A 14,866-nucleotide genomic window follows, 5' to 3' on the forward strand; every position below is an offset into this window, starting at 1 on the left:
CCGTTCGATCTTTGTCGGGCCGTTCGATGCGTATCGTCTCCCATCGCGCTCGTGGTTCCGATTGGCTTCCGCGGTTGCGCATAGCGCTCGCTGGAGGCGCCGGCAGGCTCATAGCCGTACAACTGAATTGAAAGCGCCTTGGCGGACCGATATAGTTGACGAAATCAACCATCCAGCAATAGGCTTCGCAGGTCGCCATGTCCCGTTCGTACTCTTTTGCCTTGCCACTGGTGCTGGCCGTCACCATGGCACTCGGCCCGCTGTCGATTGATGCCTACCTCCCCGCCTTCCCGGCCATGGCGGAGGCGATGGGCGTCGGCATCGGCGAAGTCGCCCGGAGCCTCTCGATCTACATCTTCGGTCTCGCCATCGGTCAGCTGGTCGGCGGGCCGCTATCGGACCGAATCGGGCGACCTCGCGTCATGTACGCGGGCCTGGCTATTTTCATCGCGGCGTCGCTGGGCATCACCCAGGTCGACGATCTGAACCTGTTGTTGATGCTGCGCGGCCTCCAGGCCTTCGGAGGCGGCTGGATCATGGTGCTGGTACCGGCTCTGGTCAGGGATCAGGTGCGCGGACGCGACGCCGCAAAGCTCTTCAGCATGATTGGCCTGATCATGGTGGTCGCGCCTGGCCTCGCCCCCAGTCTCGGCAGTGCGTTGCTCGCCATGGGAGATTGGCATGCCATCTTCTGGTTTCTCGCTCTCTACGCGCTTGGCGTGATCCCGCTGCAGGCGCGTGTGGTGTTGCGCCACGCCAGACCCATCGATGTGACGCATCATCACGACTCGCTGCTGACCCGCTATCGCTTCGTACTGGCCACTCGAGCCGCGCTACCCTTCATTGCCCTGCAGGCCTTCGCCTTCTCGGTCATGATGCTGTTCATCACCCACGCATCGTTCATCTATCAGGCCCACTTCGGTCAATCGGAAAGCGCCTTTTCGCTGATGTTCGGCGCCAATATTCTGATCATGCTGCTGGTCAACCTGACCAACCGCGCCGTGCTCAATCGGTTCACGTCACGCCAGATTCTGATCACCTGTCTCTGCGCGCAATTCCTGGGCATCCTGATGCTCGCGCTGGCGACCTGGCTCGAGGTCTCGGTCTGGCTATTTCTGCCGGCCATGATGCTGACCATTGGTGCCCAGGGCGCCGTCGCGCCCAACAACCAGGCATGTTTCATGGAATACTTCGAGCGTCACGGCGGCACCGCGGCTTCACTGCTGGGCGCCAGCCAGTTCGGGATTGCCGGCACGCTGAGTGCACTTTCGACCCTGCTACCGGAAACTCTCGGCTGGGTCATCGCCTCGATGTTCGTCTGTTCGCTCGTCTGCGTGATCGTCATCGTGGGCGCGTTGCGTCCACGTCGGGTCCGATGATCCGGGGATGACCATCCAGGAGTCCTCTCAATACAAAAAGCCGGGCGAATGCCCGGCCTGTAAAGCGACCAACTGACGCAAGATTCTAGGCGATGCTGATGGCCTCCGGGTTGTGATGAACGCCGGCCAGGGCAACATCGTCGCTGGCCACGGAGAGATCCTCGGCGGCCGGCGCGAGACCGCCACTGTCCTCGATCTCCGTCATCATCGACATCAACGATGCCATCGAGGTTGTCGCCGCATTGGCTTCCGGCGTCAGCGTGAATGACTGCAGGTTCATCGCCCCACCGTTGAACGTCAGCCGCAGCGTCTGCTCGCCGGCAGCCAGATCCAGCTCGATGCCGTTGTTGGCCTGATAGTTGTTCCAACCACCGGTGTTGGTGACGGCATGGGGTGCAGCACTGGTATAGATCGCGCCGTCCTGCTCGACGCTGGCCGTGACGGTGCGGCCGTTGGACATCGTTGCAGCGGCGAACGACAGCTGATAGGTACCCGCCGTGGCAACATCGATCGTGTACTCGACCCACTCGCCATTGGCGATCGAGCCGATCGAATTGCCGTTGTCGCGTAGATCGACACCCTCGTTTCTGGTGTTGTCGCCCAGTTGAGCCTCGCTGCTGTCGTGGTAGGCGACCTCAGCTCCTCCGGTATCGTATTGCCCCGCGTTCAACGTCAGACCCTCGTCGACCGCCCAGGGCGTACCCGAGGCATTGAAAGCCGACTGCGTGGCGGGCGCCAAGTTGAAGGACTCCAGATTCTGCGAGCCTCCGTTGAAAGTCAGCCGCAACGTCTGCGTACCGGCTTCCAAGGCCACGTGCTGGCTGTCGGTTGGCGCGAAGGTGTTCCAGCCGCCCGTGAAATCGACATCGATGGTGGCGACCTCGTAGACGCCGGCGCCGCTGTCGAACGTGGCCGTGATGGAGCGTGCCGCCCCGGTCTGCGCACCCAGCGCGGACAGGAAAGAGAGATCGTAGACGCCGGCCTGGTCGACCTCCAGGGTGTACTCGACCCACTCTCCGTTCTCGATCCAGCCGATGGCATCGCCGTTACCGCGGATGTCCACCCCGCCCTCGCGGAAGTTGGAGCCGAGCTGTGTCTCGCTGGAATCCTCGTAGGTCAGATAAGGCGCGCCCTCGTCGAATAGCGCCGCATCCAGCGTCAGGCCGTCGTGATCGACGAACCATGGGGTCGCCGCTTCGTTGAACGGGGTTCGCGCCGCCGGCTCGATGCCCTCGACGAGGAAGACGTTGTCGTTGTAGTCGTAGTTGATGCCGGTGTAGTCCATGACCACGAAATAGGTATTGGCAATGGCGTTGCCGTCAGTGTCGTAGGCCTGGAAAACACGCACGGTATGGCCACGCTCTATGCCGGCATCCTCCGCCGGCGGTGTGCTGCCACCGGAGGGGTTCAACGACGGGTCGGTCGACAGGTTGGCAATGGAGATACCGAAAATATCGTCGCCTGCCCAGCCGTCGGGAATCCGACCCCGGTTGAACGTCGCGGTTGCATAGTCGCCATTGGCCACCTGCGGGAGAAATGACTGACTATAAAGACTGTCGTGATTGCTCAGGGCCGTTCTTGCTGCCTTGTCGCCCGGCGCATGCAGTGCGAGTAGTGCACCGCTGTATCCGTGCAACGCGGCCAACTGCGTGACCGTAGCAGACTCCACACCGTCGGCGATCTGCCAGTAGCGAGACAGCACTTCCTGATCGTTGGCTGCCCGGTAGAGATCGAAATCCTGCAGGACGGACCCACCGCCACCGTCCAGTGTCGACAGACCCTCGATGTGGTTGCCGAAGCCGAAGACTCGCCAGATCTCGTTGAGGTTGGGCTCCCAGCCACCTTCGTCGCGCGCCTGCCAGAAGCCGGCCAGCTGGATCTCCGTGACGGGCTGGTCGGCATCGTCCGAGACGATCGTCATGGTGCCCTCGAACACCCCATCGGCAGCGTTGCTGGTCGGGGGCGTATAGGCGCCGCGATTGAACAGCACGCCGACCTCGATGGATTCACCGGCTGCCAGTCTCAGATCGTCCAGCAAATGGGCATCCGCCAGCATGAACGGGCCGCTCAGCGAGACGCTGCTCACCGATAGTTCTCCGGTACCCGTGTTGGTGATGATGACCGAGCCGCTATCCTTGTATTCCCGCGCCACCGGAGAAGCGCTGGTGGCATCGTTGTCCTCGAGATAATTGAAAGCGATACGGTCGTCGAAATACGCCGGATCCGTACTGACCACACTGATTTCGCCACTGCTGACGGTGGCCAACGGTTCACCGGGCACCTCCAGCGAATCGATATCGGGCCCGACGCCGTTGGGAGCGGTCACCGAGATCGTGTTGCTACCGGCAGCCAGCGTCACTTCGACCGTCTGGTAGACCCAGTCACTGACTGTCTGGCTCTCGGCGGGAAAATTGACGGCGGGATAGCTGACACCGTTGACCGTCAGCGCCATGGGACGGTCGGCTTTGCCGGTCGTCAGCGCGTAACGGAAAGCGACCTCGTAGACGCCGCTCTGATCGACGTCCACATCCCAGGTAATGCTTTGATCGCCGGAGCCGACGAAATCGACGAACCCGGAACCGGACGCATCCCGATCCGTCTGTGATTCCGGCACGACGACCGCACCGCCCTGCAGCGCTGCCGTCTCGGCTTCATACACGGCGTACCCGGGTGTCGTATCCTCGATCAGGACTTCCAGTTGATCGATATTGGGGCCGGTGTTGGTGGTCGCCTGCAGCCGGACGGTGTTGGCCCCGGCGAGCAACTCCGCCGGAATATCCAGCACCTGCCAGGTATTCCAGGCCGCGTTGCCACTGACGCCCGCAGGCGGCGAGAATCCGAAGACGCCGATACTGACGTCATTGACGAACACCTCCAGCGGTCGATTCGTCTCTCCCCCATTGGCGTAGCGAACCCGGAGTACGGCATCGCCCGCATCGGCGGCATTGACATCGACGTTGAACGTGATGAAATCCGCCGTCGTCGAGCCGAAGTCGGCATAGCCGCCAACGATGCCGTCGCTGTAATCGGTATTGCCGTCCAGCCCGTATGCTCCCGGACGGATACCGTAGGGCGGGTTGGTCGGGCTGACCTCGGGCGTGTCGCCATCGCGAATCACGATCTGGGCGCCAGCACCGGAGGCGATGATGGCCTGGGACTCGTCCTCGGCCTGAATGGTAGCAATGGTGGTCAAGTCGGCATCTCCTTCACCGGGGTCAATGATATCGCCGGGTACGGGATCCAGGCGTATGACCTGGCTCTCGCCGGTGCTGCGGTTGAGTGTCATCAGATACAGCTGGCCAGTGAGCGGGTTCTCGATGATATCCAGCGGGTCGACGTACTTGATGACGTTACCGTTCACATCGCGCAACACGTTGTCGCTCGAGACGTTGCCGTCTTCATCCAGCGAGATCCAGCGAATATCGTCGCCTCCGGAGTACTCGACGAACAACAGGCTTCCGTCAAGCGTCGCGCCAAAGACATTGCTGGTGTATTCGATCGCGCCATTCGGCGAGCGGTTGGTACCCAGGGAGTAGGCATCGTCGATCTGATAGTTGCTGTCAGGGTTCGTGCCAACCTGGTATTCGTCGGTCTCGTTGATATCCCCCCCGGCGGTCGGGTTACCTCCGTTGAGAATGTACTCGTCGTGCATCGGGTTGGGGTGACCGTAGTATCCCCCTTGCTCGATCTTGAACAGCCAGTCGTCTTCGATACCGACGTTGATCAACGCCTCGTTATAGGCCGTTGAAGGGTCATCGGGGGTGACGCCACCGGCCGCGGAGCCATTGGTCGGCGCGTACAGATTCCCGTTGGAGTGCCATACAAGATCGTAGGCGTTGCGAATACCGGTCGCATAGATCTTGAGTACCGCATCCGCGGCATACGGGTCGTAGTATTCGATCAATACGTTGCCGTCGGCGTCCTGCATCGTTGCGGTGCCGTCTTGCGCGAATACCAGATACTGGCCGCCCCCCATGTCGATGGGGCCATTCTTGGGATCGTTGTCATCGTCTCCGTAGCGCGTGTTGGATCCGTCCGTCGGCAACGGTTCGGTCGACACATCGAAACCACCCTCCGGCGCATCACGAGAAGGATCGATTTCGAGAACGCCCGCGTTCAACAGCCGCTCGGGACGATTGCCCCAGGCACTATCATCGCCACCCATGGCGGTGTTGGCACCTTGCGAGACGTAGAGCAGATATGGCGGAACGTCAGGATTGGTCTCGGCGTCGAATGCCGGATTGGCGTGGAACACCAGACTGTTGGTGACGTGATCGCCGTTGGAACGCGGCAGGCCGGTGATATACGTCTCTGCGGTGCCAGTGAAGGCATCGTCACTGTCGCCGATGGTGATCTTGCTGACCCGACCGCTGAAATCGGGAACACCATTGTCTCGCCCGCTCAACGGAATGGGATAGTTGTCGGTTACCCAGATCACATTGGGATCGGTCGGATCGAAGCTCAGTCCGACGATGCCGCGAGCGCCGGCATCGGTCTGAAAGTAATCCAGCGCCAGAGTCTGCTCGTTGGACAGTGCGCCGGTCGTGGCATCGACATCGTAGCGCCTGATCTCGCCGTTCAGGGTCGAAACGTAGATTTGGGAATAATCGGGAGACATGGTGATGGAGCTGAACAGGTAGGCGCCATCCTCGGCGCCGTTCAACTCCACGGCCGTGTCAAAGGCCACCTCGCTATCCTGAACTGCCGGTTCGGCACCGGTGACGAATGTCGTGGTGAACTTCTGGAATTCACGGGTGGGCGCATCGGGATCACTATTGTCACCCCGATCCTGGAACCCATCGATCACCAGGGTGTAGCTGGTGTATTCGTCCAGCTCGCCGACCGGTGATATGGTCAGCGAATCGAACCCGCCGGTGGTATTGATATTGAAGGCGACTTCTTCACCGGTGACGGTATTGAAGAGCTTGACCGAACCATCGTTCAGGCTTTCGAGCAGGGCGCCGCCGCGGCCCTCGACGACCGAGATGCCGATGAAGATATCGGACGTCGGATCGACGCCGACCGGCGGCGTGCCGTCTTCCGCCTGGAGGTGGACTTCGACCTGCTGCGGCCCGACTCCGGCCACCGCTCTGGGATCGGTGAAGTAGGCATAATCCTCCGGCGCCTCGCGATCGTCGTTCGGCGTGAGGTCGGGTAGTGACTGGATTTCGACGTACTGGATCTCGGTGTTGTTGCCGTCGACACCGAGCGAATCGAGTGTCAGTCGCCCGTCGCTCACCTGGACGATCCGAGTCACCAGTGTCGAGCGATAACCATCGCTGTCGTTGGTAGGGTCGTTATCCGCCGGGAAGCCATCCGGACGTCCCGAGGCAAAGGGCGTATTGAAAGCCTCGCCCTCGGCGTTGACGAGATTGACGCTGTCGTAGGCGCCGCCGCTGTCACCGATGGAAATAGTGACTTCGTAATAGCCATCCTCGAGCTCGATTTCCCAGCCGGCAGCCTGGCTGTAGCCCGGCTTGTCGAAGCCCGCGTAAGTTGCCTGCAGCGGATCGACACCAGGCAACGTGCCGCTGCGGTCGCCGAGAGCATCCGCATCCTGACCCGCAATGGCCATGGGCGTCGTGCCGTTGGCGGTCCCGTCGGCGATCGATCCCGCCGTTACCCACCCATATTGATACGTCTGGCCGTCCACCTGCAGCGACTGCTGCCCGAATGCCTGACCAGTATCGGCAATATAGCCATCCGGTGTGGTCGCCCCGTTCGGCTGAAAATTGATCTTCACTTCGAAGCGATCGCCGGGCTCGACGCCGGGCTCACCACCATCGTCGGGTAGCGTGTGGATCGACAGCGTATCGATATTGGGTCCGATATTGCCGATATTGGCGAGTCGAACCAGATTGTCACCCGCCCCGAGATCGATCTCGACGGTGGTCTCCGTCCAGTTTTCCCAACCCGCACTCCCCACCCCAGTCGAGGCAAAAGCGATCGTACCCTGGGTATCACCATCCACCGAAAGCGCCATCGGGCGATCGTTCGTTCCGCTGGCGGCATAGCGAATCGTCAGCAGATACGTGCCCGCCTCGGCGACGTTGACTGTGAAAGCGCCCGCGTCCCCCGCCTGCGATCCCATATCCAGGTAGCCGGATCCACTGAACTCTCCCCATAGCCGGTCGGCGCCACCGCCACTCGGTTCCGGGTTGCCGGCGTTGCGGACGACGGTATCGGCAACTGAATTGCCGTCGTCGATCGCCAGTGCCTCTCCTTCGATCGAAAACACCAGCGTCGGATCCGCCGGAAGCGCCGCGGCATAATCGAAGCTGATCTGATCGATATTGGGACCGTTGGGAGCGCCACCCTGTGTCGTAGACGGCAGCGTCAGCGTCACTGTGTTGTCGCTCCCGGATAGCGGAACCGACACGCTGATCTCGTTCCAGCTCGTCCAGGCCCCGGTCGGGGGAAACGAGACCAGGGTAGGTTCCGCGCCGTTGACGGAGAGCAATAACGGGCGGTCACCGGCCCCGCCATTGACGTAACGGATCGTGGCGGTATAGACCCCGGTGTCATCGGGCGAAACCTGGAAGGTGACCGCGTCCCCCGCATCGGTTCCGAAGTCGACGTAGCCACCGTCGATCGCGCCCGCCCTGACGACACCTTGGGCATCGGGATGTTGGCTGTCGACGACTCGGGTCAAGCCGGGGCTGTTCGTCGCCCCACTGTCGTCGATAGAGACCAGATTCATATCTTCGGCCTGGATGACCAGAGATGCCGGGCCGTCGTCGTCAGCGATCGCGGTCAACGTCAGGCTATCGATGTTCGGGCCGCCACCCACGAGGTTTTCCAGGCGAATGACATTGATCCCGCTGTCCAGGGACAATGACAACGTTGCATGCTGCCACGTCTGCCAGCCGGCGGTACCGCTACCGGTCGAGGGAAAGGCCAGGTTGCCTTGATCGATGCCGTCGACCGACACGGCCATCGGACGAGAAGCGCCAACCGCGCCGCTGCCGGCATATCGCACGTCGAGTTGATAGGTGCCGGCGGTTTCGACGTCAACCTCGAAATAGGCGGCGTCCCCGATCTGTCCGCCCAGGTCCAGGTACCCGGGCCCGCTGGAGCCGTCCCATAACCCATCGCTACCCGCTGCCCCGCTGGTATCCGGGTTATCGCCATCGCGAACGACCGTATCGGCGGCCGAGGCGCCATCGTCGGGTATCAATGATTCGCCCTGTAGGGTGAAGACGTCCCCGGACCACCCTTCGGCATTGACGATCTCGATATCGACCGACTGCTCACTCCCTGTCAACAGCTGACCGCTTTCGTCCAGTGCATCCAGCAACAGATTCGTCAAACCACGATCCATATCCGGGGACAACATGAACCGATAGGGGCTTTCCGAGCTCAGCTGCTCGCCAGGATTACCTGCGGAGTCGGTTACCGTCAGCGAAATGCCGGCGACATCGCTGGCCAGAAAGCCGCTACTGTCGACGGGCGTGACCTCAAGCCAGTAATCCTCGCCGAGAAGCTCACGAGTGATGGCAGCGCCCTGAGTCAATGTCTCGACGGTGTCCCCTGTCTGAGCATCGATGATGGATAACGTGAACATGAATGGAGTCCCTACGCGTTGAGTGGGTGGTGATGAAACGAGCGACGATGATCGTCGCCCGCCCGGCGCTAACCGACACGATGCCGACCTTCCGCGTAGTGGGTGACGGAAGTTCCCTGTCGCTGATCGTTATGGGCCGAAAGGCTCGGGACTGACGTGACTAAAGTCTTACCAATGGAGTCTTACCGATGGCAAACTAGCGCTTCTCACTCCCCGCGCAAAGTTGAAACTTCTACAACCCTCAAAACGAGTTTAACGAGTTACTCATGGAAAATAGCGTTTCCATGACTCGATTCCGACAACTTACCGTTGTGTCAGCCACTTCCCGCAGCTCTATAAAAAACGCGATTACATAAATTTTCAAGACTGATAAACCTCATGCTCAAAGCGCAAAAACCCATTACGCCGCTCAGCACAAAACCGTGACCTCCTGTTCATCAAACTCGCTAATTTTATTCGCGCGTCTTTTAATAAATCGCGGAATCTGAGATATGGACACGAACATACTCCCTTGTTATAAAACAGGTAATTAAAAAATCAGCAATTCAAAACCTCATGTTTTCTGAGAAAAGTCGCCAACAATTCCGCTTGTAAACGTGTTCACAATTTACGCATGCTGACACCCCAAAACGACATGCCAATGCTGCCTTTCTAACAACATCGATTTTCAACGCTAACATTCACCTCAGACGTCAGAAGGGAACATGCCGTGGCAACATCCCCGGACAAGACCGATTTGCAGCTGGCCCTTGCCGCCAGCCGCCAGGCGTTTCTTTATATCCTGTTATTCAGCTTATTCATCAACTTGCTGATGTTGGCCCCATCGATTTACATGTTGCAGGTGTACGATCGGGTCATCACCACACGGAGTCCGGAAACGCTGCTCATGCTGACACTGGTGGTGGTGTTTCTGTTTATCGTGATGGGCTCGCTGGATCTGGTGCGCTCGCGCATCCTGGTTCGGGTCGGTAATCGGCTCGATATGCAAATCAGTGATCGGCTATATCAAGCCACGTTCAAGCGAGCGCTGCTGGTCCCGGGCAAACCGTCGGCGCAACCCTTCAATGATCTGACGACGTTGCGCCAATTTCTCAGCGGCAATGGCTTGTTCGCCTTCTTCGATGCGCCATGGATCCCGGTCTACATCGCCATACTGACGCTGTTTCACCCTTGGTTCGGTATTTTCGCGGCCGTTGCCGCCAGCGTGCTGATGGTGCTGGCCTGGATTAATGAAAAGAGCACGCAGTCGTTGCTGAGCGAGGCCAATCGAGAGCACGTTCAATCCCAGGATCTCGCGCAGAGCAATCTGCGCAACGCCGAAGTACTTCAGGCGATGGGCATGCTGCCCAATCTGCTCGCCCGCTGGCGAGGGAAGCATCATGACTACCTTGTACATCAATCTCATGCCAGTGACCGAGCAGGCGCGCTCAGCAACGTGTCGAAAACGCTGCGCGTGATGTTTCAGTCACTGATTCTGGGGTTGGGTGCGTTTCTGGTCATCGAAGGCAGCCTGACCGGCGGCATGATGATCGCTGGCTCGATCCTGATGGGTCGGGCGCTGGCGCCGATCGATCAGATGATCGGTGGATGGAAAGGATTCGTCGCCGCGCGCACCGCGCATGCCAGACTCAATGCCCTGCTGTCGGCGGTCCCGGCCGAACCTCAGCGAATGCCGCTTCCGCCACCGGTCGGGCGTCTGGCGCTCGAAACGGTGACCGCAGGACCGCCGGGCGAGAACCGCCCGACCCTATGGGATCTCAGCCTGCAGTCCAATCCCGGCGAGCACATCGCCATCGTCGGGCCGAGTGCCGCGGGCAAGTCGACGCTCGCTCGCGTCATGCTGGGGGTATGGCCGGTTCAGAGTGGCAGCGTTCGACTGGGGGGCACCGATATCAGCCAATGGCCCCGGGAACGTCTGGGTCCTTTCATCGGCTATCTGCCACAGGATGTGGAGTTGTTCGACGGCAGCATCAGCGAGAATATCGCCCGTTTCGGTGATGTGAACCCGGCTCAGGTCATCGAAGCCGCCCAGAAAGCCGGTGTACACGACATCATCCTGCGTCAGTCGGCCGGTTATGACACCCAGATCAGCGGTAGCGGTGGCGTCCTTTCCGGCGGGCAACGCCAACGCCTCGGTCTGGCCAGAGCGCTTTACGGCAACCCGGTACTGGTGGTTCTCGACGAGCCGGACGCCAACCTGGATGCCAGCGGCGAACGCGCGCTTCAGCACTGCCTGCGCCAGCTCAGAACGCAGGGCACCACGGTGTTCATCATCAGTCATTCGCCGGCCATTCTCGAGCACGTCGATCGCGTTCTGGTGCTTCAGGAAGGACGCATGGTGTCCTGCGCCCCGGCTCATCCGCCGGCGCCGAAAATGCCCCAGCCCACTCGGGAAACCGATACCCCCATCCACTCCATCCGGATGCGAGCCCGGGGCAAGCCGGACGACTCGCGCCCCCCTCTTTCCCTCTCTCCGGAGCCGCCGAAGTCATGACGATTTCCTCTGCTGCACCGATAACGCTCGGCGCCCCTGCCCCAAAACTGCCCACCAGCGATCGCGCCAGCCGGGGCTGGGGATTGGGAATTCTGGTCTTCGCACTGGGCGGCTTCGTGCTGTGGTCGCTCACGGCGGACCTGGCAGTCGCGGTGGTGGCACCGGGGTCGGTCGCCGTCGAGAGCTCGACTCAGAAGGTCCAGCACTTCGAAGGTGGCATCATCAAACGCATCCTGGTCGCAGACGGCGATCAGGTCGACGCCGGCGACTCGCTGATCGTGCTCGACGACACCCAGCCGCTGGCCAAGCTCTCCATCGCCGAATCGGAGTACCGGATCGCGCTGGCAAGCGAGGTGCGACTGCTGGCCGAACAGAGCGACCGTGACACGCTGACCTTTCCCGACATGCTCCTCGACGGTGTTTCGTCTCGCGTCCGGGCGGTGGTCGACGTGCAGAAACGCCTGTTCCAGGTTCGCCGACAGTCATTGAAGGACGCACTCTCCGCGCTGGATGAAAAGGCCCGGCAGATGCAGGAGCAGATCGCCGGTCTCGAAAGACTGCAACAGGTCAATCGATCCAAGATCAACTCCCTGTCCGGAGAGGCCAGCGACTATCGCACCCTGTTCAAGGAGGGATTGGGTGATAACCAGCGTCTTCGCGAGCTCGAGCGTCAAGCCCTCGAGTATCAGGGGGAAAATGCCCAGCACACCGCCGAAGTCGCGCAGTTGCGTTCTCAAATCAGCGAAAACGGCTTTCAGAAGGAAATCCGCCGACAGGAGTATCACCAGGAAGTGGGCGAGGACCTCAAGGATATCCAATCCCAGGTAACGGACGCGGAGGAGCGAGTCACTGCCCTGCGCGATCAGGTCCAGCGAACCGCTATCGTCGCCCCCGTCTCCGGGACCGTGGTCGGTCTGCAGGTCCACACTCAAGGTGCCGTCATTCGCTCCGGCGATACGGTCATGGAGATCGTTCCGTCCAACGAGGCGTTCGTCGTCGAGGCGCGAATCCCGGATCGGGACATCGACAACGTCCACGCCGGGCAATCTGCCGAAATCCGTTTCAGCGCCTTCAATCAGCGACTATCCAATGTCATCGAAGGTGAAGTCACCCATGTCTCGGCAGACAGTTTCGAAGACGAAGCCACGCACAATCATTACTACAAGGCGCGCATCCGCGTCACCGAGTTGGGCCATGCGGAAATGACCTCTTCGATGCAGCTGCTGGCCGGCATGCCTGCCGAAGTGATGCTGAGAACCGGCGATCGCACCTTTGCCAGCTACATGTTCAAACCGTTCAGCGACATGCTGGCCCGCGCGATGCGAGAAGAGTGATGCCGTCATTTCATTGCTGGATGGTGGCCGGATTTCTGGCGGCAGCGAGCGCCACGGCGCAGGCGCAGCCACTCGATATCGCCGCGCCGATGCCCGAGTCGCTCAGCGCCGCACCGACAGCTCCCCCGTCTCTTTCGCAACTGGTTGCACGGGCGCTGACTTACGATAGCGGCTTGCAGAGCCAGCGCCTGGACAGTCGATCGGTGGCGCAGGAAGTTCCCATGGCGCAAGCCGGATTGCGGCCACGTCTCGATGCCACCGCCGCCTATCGCTACACCGATGCGGACAACATCTACACCGACAATCCCGACGACTACCCCGACGAGGTCTACGACGATCGCGTTTCCGGCAGGACCCGGAACACCAGTTGGGAGCTGCGGATGACGCAGCCGCTGTTCAGTCTCGAGCGCTGGCGCCGAGTCGGCAAGGCCCGCGCCCAGCTGGATGCCGCCGCGCTACAGGTTGCGGTCGCCGAGCGTGATCTGGCAGTCACGGTGGTGGAGACCTACCTCGATGCCTATCAGGCCTCGCGCAAAGTGGGGCTGTTGATCGCCCAGCGTGAGTCACTGGTGTTGCAGCAGCGTCAGGCACAGCGCGCCTACGATCTGGGCATCGGCGATCGCATCAATCTGCTGGAATCGCAGTCGCGGCTGGATCAAGCGGTTGCCGACCAGACGTCGGCGGAAAACGATCTGTCCAATGCGCTGAGTGATCTCGAGCGACTGACGGGAGCCTCGCTGACCTTCGATCCGGTGCTGGTCGAGACGCCGGAGAATCTGGACATTGCCCCGGAATCGCGCCCTCTGGAGAGCTGGCTGGCACTGACGCGTGACAATGTGCAGGTGCGTCTCGCCGCCGAGCGTCAGCGCGTGGCACAGCGCGATACCGGCATCCGGAGCGCGTCGCGCTACCCAGAGCTCAACCTGGTGGTCGGTTACAGCGATGTCGACAGTAACGATCCCCTGAGTACCAGCAACGATCTCAGCGCCAGCGTGGAAATGAATCTGCCGATCTACCAGGGCGGTTATACCACGGCCAGCATTCGTCAGGGTGAACTGACAGCGCAGGCCGGCGCGGCCACGATGGAGAACGAACGGCGCCTGGCCCAGCAGGAAGTTCGCAAGCGGCTGCTCAGCATGCAGGGCGATCTGCGCCAGCTCGAGGCGCTGCAGCGCTCGGTGGAGTCCGGCAACTTGTTCCTGCAGGCGGCGATTCGCGGCGAATCCCTAGGCCTGCGAGATCTCGTCGACGTTCTCGATGCCCGCTCTTCGCTATACGATCTGCGAATCCGCGTCATCGAGACGCTGTGTCTCTACCTCAGGGACCGCACCTATCTCGAAGCGACCGCCGACCAGCTCGACACGACGACCCTGGCAGAGATATCGAGCATTCTGACCCGGGTCGAAAAGACGGCACGACCATCCAATGGCTAAGTTGGCAGCGACGGCAAGGAGGCAAGGAGGCAAGGAGGCAAGGAGGCAAGGAGGCAAGGAGGCAAGGAGGGTATCAGGTGCCGGGAGAACGCCGCAAAATCGGGCCGAGCGCCAATGACGAGCCGAAAAACCAGGATGAGACGTGACGCTTCGGCCTCGCTCGAGAAGCACGCGCCGCCAACGCGATCTGCTACCTTGGGTAAGAGTCGCTGGTCATCGTGTCCAGCAGGATCGACGAGAGGATCGACATGAGTCTACCGCTGTGGTGTCTGCTGATAACGGCTTTGTTGCCATTCTGGCTGGCTTTCTGGGGCAGCAACGTCCGGCGACAGGAATTCGGGCATCTCGATAACCATCATCCCCGCCAGCAGTATGGGCAGATGACGGGCAAGGGTGCTCGCCTATGGGCAGCCCAGAGCAATGCCTGGGAGGCGTTGGCACTGTTCACGGCCGGTATCGTTGCGATCCAGACAGCCGGTGGTGGCTGGCTGGCGGACATCGCCTGCGTAATCTTCGTGCTGGCTCGAATCGGGCACGGGATCTGCTATGCCATGGACATGGCCACACTGCGATCGTCCCTGTTTATCGTCGCGTTCCTTGCCGTGCTGTGTCTGTTTCTGACGGCGCTCGTCTAGTCGAACCAGGTCGAGATATCGGTGCGG

The 14,866-nt window shown here is 61.0% G+C and carries 6 protein-coding genes; 5 read left to right on the forward strand and 1 reads right to left on the reverse strand.

Annotated elements, in window-relative coordinates; translation table 11 throughout:
• The first annotated feature begins 197 nt into the window (after window positions 1-197).
• On the forward strand, window positions 198-1,379 hold the full coding sequence (locus BTW07_RS06330; protein WP_075569334.1) for a multidrug effflux MFS transporter: 1,182 nt from the start codon (window positions 198-200) through the stop codon (window positions 1,377-1,379).
• An 85-nt stretch (window positions 1,380-1,464) separates the two neighbouring features.
• Here the strand turns inward: BTW07_RS06330 and BTW07_RS06335 are convergent, their stop codons facing one another.
• Entirely contained in the window at window positions 1,465-8,943 is a 7,479-nt protein-coding gene (locus tag BTW07_RS06335) for a carbohydrate-binding protein (protein ID WP_075569335.1), read from the reverse strand.
• A 709-nt stretch (window positions 8,944-9,652) separates the two neighbouring features.
• Here BTW07_RS06335 and BTW07_RS06340 point away from each other — a divergent pair.
• The 4 genes from BTW07_RS06340 to BTW07_RS06355 all read left to right on the forward strand — a co-directional run bounded on the left by BTW07_RS06340 (window position 9,653) and on the right by BTW07_RS06355 (window position 14,839).
• A complete protein-coding gene (locus BTW07_RS06340; protein ID WP_075569336.1) occupies window positions 9,653-11,437 on the forward strand; it encodes a type I secretion system permease/ATPase in 1,785 nt (594 codons plus the stop codon).
• A complete protein-coding gene (locus BTW07_RS06345) occupies window positions 11,434-12,771 on the forward strand; it encodes an HlyD family type I secretion periplasmic adaptor subunit (RefSeq protein WP_075569337.1) in 1,338 nt (445 codons plus the stop codon). Before BTW07_RS06340 ends, BTW07_RS06345 begins: the two co-directional genes overlap by 4 nt.
• Window positions 12,771-14,204 carry a TolC family protein gene (locus BTW07_RS06350; RefSeq protein ID WP_075569338.1) on the forward strand — a complete coding sequence of 478 codons (1,434 nt, stop codon included), beginning with the start codon at window positions 12,771-12,773 and terminating at the stop codon, window positions 14,202-14,204. Before BTW07_RS06345 ends, BTW07_RS06350 begins: the two co-directional genes overlap by 1 nt.
• A gap of 248 nt (window positions 14,205-14,452) precedes the next feature.
• Window positions 14,453-14,839, forward strand: coding sequence for an MAPEG family protein (locus tag BTW07_RS06355; RefSeq protein ID WP_075569339.1), 387 nt, complete (start codon window positions 14,453-14,455; stop codon window positions 14,837-14,839).
• Window positions 14,840-14,866: the final 27 nt, after the last annotated feature.

The organism is Salinicola socius (genome assembly GCF_001937195.1).
In the GTDB taxonomy this organism is placed as follows: Bacteria; Pseudomonadota; Gammaproteobacteria; order Pseudomonadales; family Halomonadaceae; genus Salinicola; species Salinicola socius.